This window comes from Streptomyces griseorubiginosus (assembly GCF_017614965.1).
Taxonomy (GTDB): domain Bacteria; phylum Actinomycetota; class Actinomycetes; order Streptomycetales; family Streptomycetaceae; genus Streptomyces; species Streptomyces griseorubiginosus_B.
Map to the genome: position 1 here is coordinate 1 of NZ_WVUG01000433.1, position 5,947 is coordinate 5,947.

General features: G+C 72.9%; 5 protein-coding genes. All 5 read right to left on the minus strand.

Annotated features, from left to right (window positions below):
• On the minus strand, positions 1 to 1,173 hold a 1,173-nt coding region (locus GRC12_RS41075; protein ID WP_208785548.1), incomplete at its 3' end, for a trypsin-like peptidase domain-containing protein.
• A gap of 257 nt (positions 1,174 to 1,430) precedes the next feature.
• Positions 1,431 to 2,336: a tRNA pseudouridine(55) synthase TruB gene (gene truB, locus GRC12_RS41080; protein ID WP_133047441.1), complete on the minus strand. Its 906-nt coding sequence runs from the start codon at positions 2,334 to 2,336 to the stop codon at positions 1,431 to 1,433.
• Entirely contained in the window at positions 2,333 to 2,779 is a 447-nt protein-coding gene (gene rbfA / locus GRC12_RS41085; protein ID WP_208785549.1) for a 30S ribosome-binding factor RbfA, read from the minus strand. The genes truB and rbfA overlap by 4 nt, the downstream gene beginning before the upstream one ends.
• Before the next feature lie 37 nt (positions 2,780 to 2,816).
• On the minus strand, positions 2,817 to 3,110 hold the full coding sequence (locus tag GRC12_RS41090) for a DUF503 domain-containing protein (RefSeq protein WP_031052658.1): 294 nt from the start codon (positions 3,108 to 3,110) through the stop codon (positions 2,817 to 2,819).
• Positions 3,111 to 3,254: 144 nt separating this feature from the next.
• A partial coding sequence (infB, locus tag GRC12_RS41095) for a translation initiation factor IF-2 (RefSeq protein ID WP_208785550.1) occupies positions 3,255 to 5,947 on the minus strand: 2,693 nt, incomplete at its 5' end.

Genomic DNA, 5,947 nt, shown 5'->3' on the forward strand with positions numbered 1-5,947 from the left:
GAGGCGGTGGGAGAGGAGCGGGGGCATCTCCTCGGGGCCGTCGAGGAGGAGCAGCAGGGGGCGTTGGGCGGCGCGGGCGATGGCGGCGAGGCGGGTCGGGCCGGTGTCGCCCAGGTCGTTCGCGTGGGTGGCTTCCGACGCGGCGACGATGCGGGCGGCGCGGGCCAGTGCGCGGCTCGCGGCGTCGGCGACGGACGTGTCGTCGCCGCACAGGTCGGCTCCGCGCAGCCACAGCGTGGGGGCGGGTTCGGCGCGGTGGTGCCGGCGTGCGGCGAGAGCCGCGAGTTCCGTCGTACGGCCGCTGCCCGGGGAGCCGACGAGGCCGAGGACCGGAGAGGACCCCTGTCCTTCCGCGAAGGCCGTCAACTGCCTTGCCGGCTCGGCCCGTTCCACCGGCTGTACCGGCTCCGCCCGACCGGTCGGTGTCCCCGACGGGCCGTCCTGGCCCACCGATGTGGCCGTCAGCTCCAGTACGCCCGCCAGGTTGAGGTCGGCTCCGTAGGCGGGGACCGTGGCCGCGTTGCGGGCGAGGAGGTCGGCCAGGGCACCGTCGGTCCCGGGGCGCAGGGGGACGGCGTACCCGGTGTCGCGGTGGCCGGACCGGAGTGCCGTGCCGAGGACGGCGACGACGGCGCCCGTCTCGGCGTCCAGGACCGGGCCTCCGGCGGCGCCCCCGCCGAGCCGCAGCGCGTCCTGGCCGGCGGTGCCGATGGCCAGTTCCAGGGCGTCGGCGATGAGGCGGTAGCGGTCCGTCGCCGCGTAGGTGACGGAGGTCGCGGCGAGGACCCGGGCCTCGCGCCAGCGGCCGGCGGCGAGACGGACGTAGGTACCGGTCTCGACCCGGTCCCGGACGGTGATGGGGAGCGGGTCGACGGCCAGGCCCTCGGTGCGGACGAGGGCGAGGTCCAGCTCGGGGAGGGCGGTCACCGCCTCCGCCGGCACCAGGCAGGTGCGGTCGCCGCCCGCGTGCACCACCAGCCTGGGCAGCCCGTCGACCGCTTCGTGGCTGGTGACGACGGTGCCCTCGTGGTCGGCGACGAAGCCGGTGCCGCGGGGGCGCCCGGCGAGGTCGTGGATGCGGACGACCGCGGCCTCGAGGCTCTGCCGCTCCCCCGCGGCCCGTGACCGCGGCGCACCGTCCCTCGTATGCCGGGACCGCTCTCGTCCCGTCATGGCCGTCCTCCCCGCCGTACACCCGTTCCCTGGGTTCGACGGTAGGCGCGGGATGATCAGCGGGACAGATCACGTCGTGAACGCGCCCCCTTCCACTCCCTCGGTTCACTCCGAGCGCCTGCCCGGACGGGTGAACAGGCGGGGGTAGCTGGATACACCCTAGGGGTGGGGGAACCGAGGGGGGACCGTGGAGCGGCGTCGCAACCCCGTGAGCGCCGCTCCACGGGCGGGCAGCCTCGGTTCCGCCGGCGAAGTCGTCAGCCGAAGACGGCCAGGCTCTTCGCCTTGCCCTTCTGCGACTCGACGAGCGCGAGGAAGTGTCCCTCGGGGTCGAAGACGGCGACCGGGCCGGCGGTCGCGTACTCGTCGGGCATCTCCAGGCGGACGCCGTTCGTCAGCAGGCGGGCGCGCCCGGCGTCCACCTCCCAGCGGGGGAAGGCGGCGGTGGCGGCGTCCGCGATGGGCATGACCGTCAGCTGCTGCTGGAGTTCGTCGAGCGTCTTCGCCGAATCCAGCTTGTAGGGGCCGACGCGGGTGCGGCGCAGGGCGGTCAGGTGGCCGCCGACTCCGAGGCCGGCGCCGAGGTCGCGGGCCAGGGCCCGGATGTAGGTGCCGGAGGAGCAGACCACCGAGACGACCAGGTCCAGGACGGGGGTGCCGTCCTCGGCGACCGCGTCCCGGATGTCGTACACCGAGAAGGACGAGACGGTGACCGGGCGGGCCGGGATCTCGAACTCCTCGCCCTCACGGGCCCGTTTGTAGGACCGCACGCCGTTGATCTTGATGGCGCTGACCTTGGACGGCACCTGCATGATGTCGCCGGTGAGCTCCGCGATCCCGGCGTCGACGGCCTCCCGGGTGACCTTCGAGGCGTCGGCCGACCCCGTGATCTCGCCCTCGGCGTCGTCGGTCAGGGTCGTCTGGCCCAGGCGGATCGTGCCCAGGTACTCCTTCTCGGTCAGCGCGAGGTGGCCGAGGAGCTTGGTCGCCTTCTCGACGCCCAGGACGAGCACGCCCGTCGCCATGGGGTCGAGGGTGCCCGCGTGTCCGACGCGGCGCGTCTTCGCGATGCCGCGCATCTTGGCGACCACGTCGTGCGAAGTGAAGCCCGACGGCTTGTCGACGATGACAAGGCCGTCGGGCGTCTGGTTCCTCTGGGTCATTCGGCGGCGTCGTCCTCGTCCTCGCCCGGCTTCTTGTACGGGTCCGCCTCGCCCGCGTAGGTGGCGCCGGCCGAGACCTCGCGCACCTTCGCGTCGGACTGCCGGGCCTTGTCGAGGAGGTCCTCGATGGTCCGGGCGGTGTCGGGCAGGGCGTCGGCCACGAAGGTCAGCGTCGGCGTGAACTTCACGCCGGCCGCGGCCCCGACCGCGGAGCGGAGCACGCCCTTGGCGCTCTCCAGTCCGGCCGCCGCCGCGGCTCGCTCCTCGTCGTCCCCGTACACGGTGTAGAAGACGGTCGCCTCCCTCAGGTCCCCGGTGACCCGGGTGTCCGTGATGGTGACGTGCGAGCCGAGCCGCGGGTCCTTGATCCCGCGCTGCAGCTTCTGGGCCACCACCTCTCGGATGAGGTCCGCCAGCCTCTTGGCACGCGCGTTGTCGGCCACTGGTCCGTCTCCTTAGTAACTTCTCTTGCCGCTTGCTTCAGTCTTCGTCGCTGTGGAGCCTGCGTCGAACCGAGAGCAGTTCCACCTCGGGCCGCGCGGCGACCAGTCGCTCACAGCGGTCCAGTACGTCGGTGAGGTGCCCTGTGTCCCCCGAGACCACCGCCAGCCCGATCTCGGCCCTGCGGTGGAGGTTCTGGTTGCCCGTCTCCGCCGCGCTCACCGCGTACTTCCGCTGGAGTTCGGCCACGATCGGACGGACGAGAGAGCGTTTCTCCTTCAGCGAGTGGACGTCGCCGAGGAGCAGGTCGAAGGACAGAGTCCCCACATACATGTGTGTCCGGATGTCCCGCCGGTTCGGGGTACGGGCGCCACGCTTCGTCGCCGATACGGGAACCGTACACGCAACGGCCGGGGCCGATCGACGGAAATTCCGTGGAGGAACTTCCCCGCCGACCGGCCCCGATCGCGTGCTGGATCAGACGCGCGGCTTCTCGCGCATCTCGTACGTCGCGATGACGTCGTCCACCTTGATGTCGTTGAAGTTGCCGAGGTTGATACCGCCCTCGAACCCTTCGCGGATCTCGGTGACGTCGTCCTTGAAGCGACGCAGGCCCTCGATGTTGAGGTTCTCCGCGACCACCTTGCCGTCGCGGATGAGGCGGGCCTTGGTGTTGCGGCGCACCTCGCCGGAGCGGATGAGGACACCGGCGATGTTGCCCAGCTTGGACGACTTGAAGACCTCGCGGATCTCCGCCGTACCGAGCTCGACCTCCTCGAACTCCGGCTTCAGCATGCCCTTCAGGGCCGCCTCGATCTCCTCGATCGCCTGGTAGATGACCGAGTAGTACCGGACGTCCACGCCCTCGCGCTCGGCCATCTGCGCCGCGCGGCCTGCCGCGCGGACGTTGAAGCCGATCACGATGGCGTCGGAGCCCATCGCCAGGTCGATGTCCGACTCCGTGACCGCACCGACGCCGCGGTGCAGGACGCGGATGTCGACCTCTTCGCCGACGTCCAGCTGGAGCAGGGAGGATTCCAGCGCCTCGACCGATCCGGACGCGTCGCCCTTGATGATCAGGTTCAGCTGCTGGACCTCGCCGGCCTTCAGCACCTTGTCCAGGTCCTCCAGCGACACGCGGCGCGTGCGCTTGGCGAACGCGGCGTTGCGCTCACGGGCGGCGCGCTTCTCCGCGATCTGACGGGCCGTACGGTCCTCGTCCACCACGATGAAGTTGTCGCCCGCACCCGGGACGTTGGTCAGGCCCAGGACCTGGACCGGCGTCGACGGGCCGGCCTCGGCGACGTTGTTGCCGTTGTCGTCGAGCATGGCGCGCACCCGGCCGTAGGCGTCGCCCACGACCATCGTGTCGCCGACCCGCAGCGTGCCTCGCTGGACGAGGACCGTCGCCACGGCACCGCGGCCGCGGTCGAGACGGGACTCGATGGAGATGCCCTGCGCGTCCTGGTTCGGGTTGGCCCGCAGGTCGAGCGAGGCGTCGGCCGTCAGGATCACGGCCTCCAGCAGGGAGTCGATGTGCAGACCCTGTTTGGCGGAGATGTCGACGAACATGGTGTCGCCGCCGTACTCCTCGGCCACCAGGCCGTACTCGGTCAGCTGGCCGCGCACCTTGGTCGGGTCGGCGCCCTCGACGTCGATCTTGTTGACCGCGACGACGATCGGGACGTCGGCCGCCTTGGCGTGGTTGAGCGCCTCGACCGTCTGCGGCATGACGCCGTCGTTGGCCGCGACGACCAGGATCGCGATGTCGGTCGACTTCGCACCACGGGCACGCATGGCGGTGAACGCCTCGTGACCCGGGGTGTCGATGAAGGTGATCTTGCGCTCTTCGTCGTTGACCTCGGTCGCGACCTGGTAGGCACCGATGTGCTGGGTGATGCCGCCGGCCTCGCCCGCGATGACGTTCGTCTTGCGGATGGCGTCGAGCAGTCGGGTCTTACCGTGGTCGACGTGACCCATGACGGTCACGACCGGCGGACGGACGACCAGGTCCTCCTCGCCGCCCTCGTCCTCGCCGAACTCGATGTCGAAGGACTCGAGCAGCTCACGGTCCTCCTCCTCGGGGCTGACGATCTGAACCGTGTAGTTCATCTCGTCGGCGAGGAGCTGCAGGGTCTCGTCGGAGACGGACTGCGTGGCCGTGACCATCTCGCCGAGGTTCATCATGACCGCGACGAGGGACGCCGGGTTGGCGTTGATCTTCTCCGCGAAGTCGGTGAGCGACGCGCCGCGGGAGAGACGGATGCTCTCGCCGTTGCCGCGCGGCAGCATCACGCCGCCGACGCTCGGCGCCTGCATGGCCTCGTACTCCTGGCGCCTCTGCCGCTTCGACTTGCGGCCGCGGCGCGCGGGACCGCCGGGACGGCCGAAGGCGCCCTGCGTGCCACCACGACCGCCCGGACCACCGGGACGACCGCCGAAGCCGGGACGGCCACCGCCGCCGGCACCCGCACCGGGACCACCGGGACGGCCGGCGAAACCGCCGCCACCGCCACCGGGACCGCCGGGACGGCCGGCGAAGCCGCCACCGCCGCCGCCACCCGGACGACCGGCGAAGCCGCCGCCGCCCGGACGGCCGCCGCCACCGCCACCGGGACGACCGCCGCCACCGGGACCGCGGCCGCCGGGGCCACCGCCGCCGGGACGCGGGCCGGCAGCCGGACGCTGCGGCATCATGCCGGGGTTCGGACGCGGGCCGCCGGGGCCGCCGCCGGGACGGGGACCGCCCTGCGGACGGGGCATGCCGCCCGGGGTCGGACGCGGGCCGCCCGGAGCCTGCGGACGGGGACCGCCCGCAGCGCCCTGGGGACGGGGACCGCCCTGGCCCTGCGGACGCGGGGCGCCGCCGGGACGCTCACCGGGGCCACCCGGGCCGCCGGGACGCGGGGCACCGCCCGGACGGGGCGCCTGCGGGCGCGCCATGCCGGTGGAGCCGCCGGAGGTGAAGGGGTTGTTGCCCGGACGCGGACCGGCCGGACGAGCACCGGGACGCGGGGCCTGGCCACCCGGACGCGGGGCGCCGGGACGGTCACCGCGGTCGCCGCGACCCTGGCCGCCCTGGCCGGGGCCGCCGGGACGCGGGGCGCCCGGACGGGGAGTCTGGCCGCTGGGGCGCGGGGCGCCCGGACGCGGGCCGGAGCCCTGGGAGG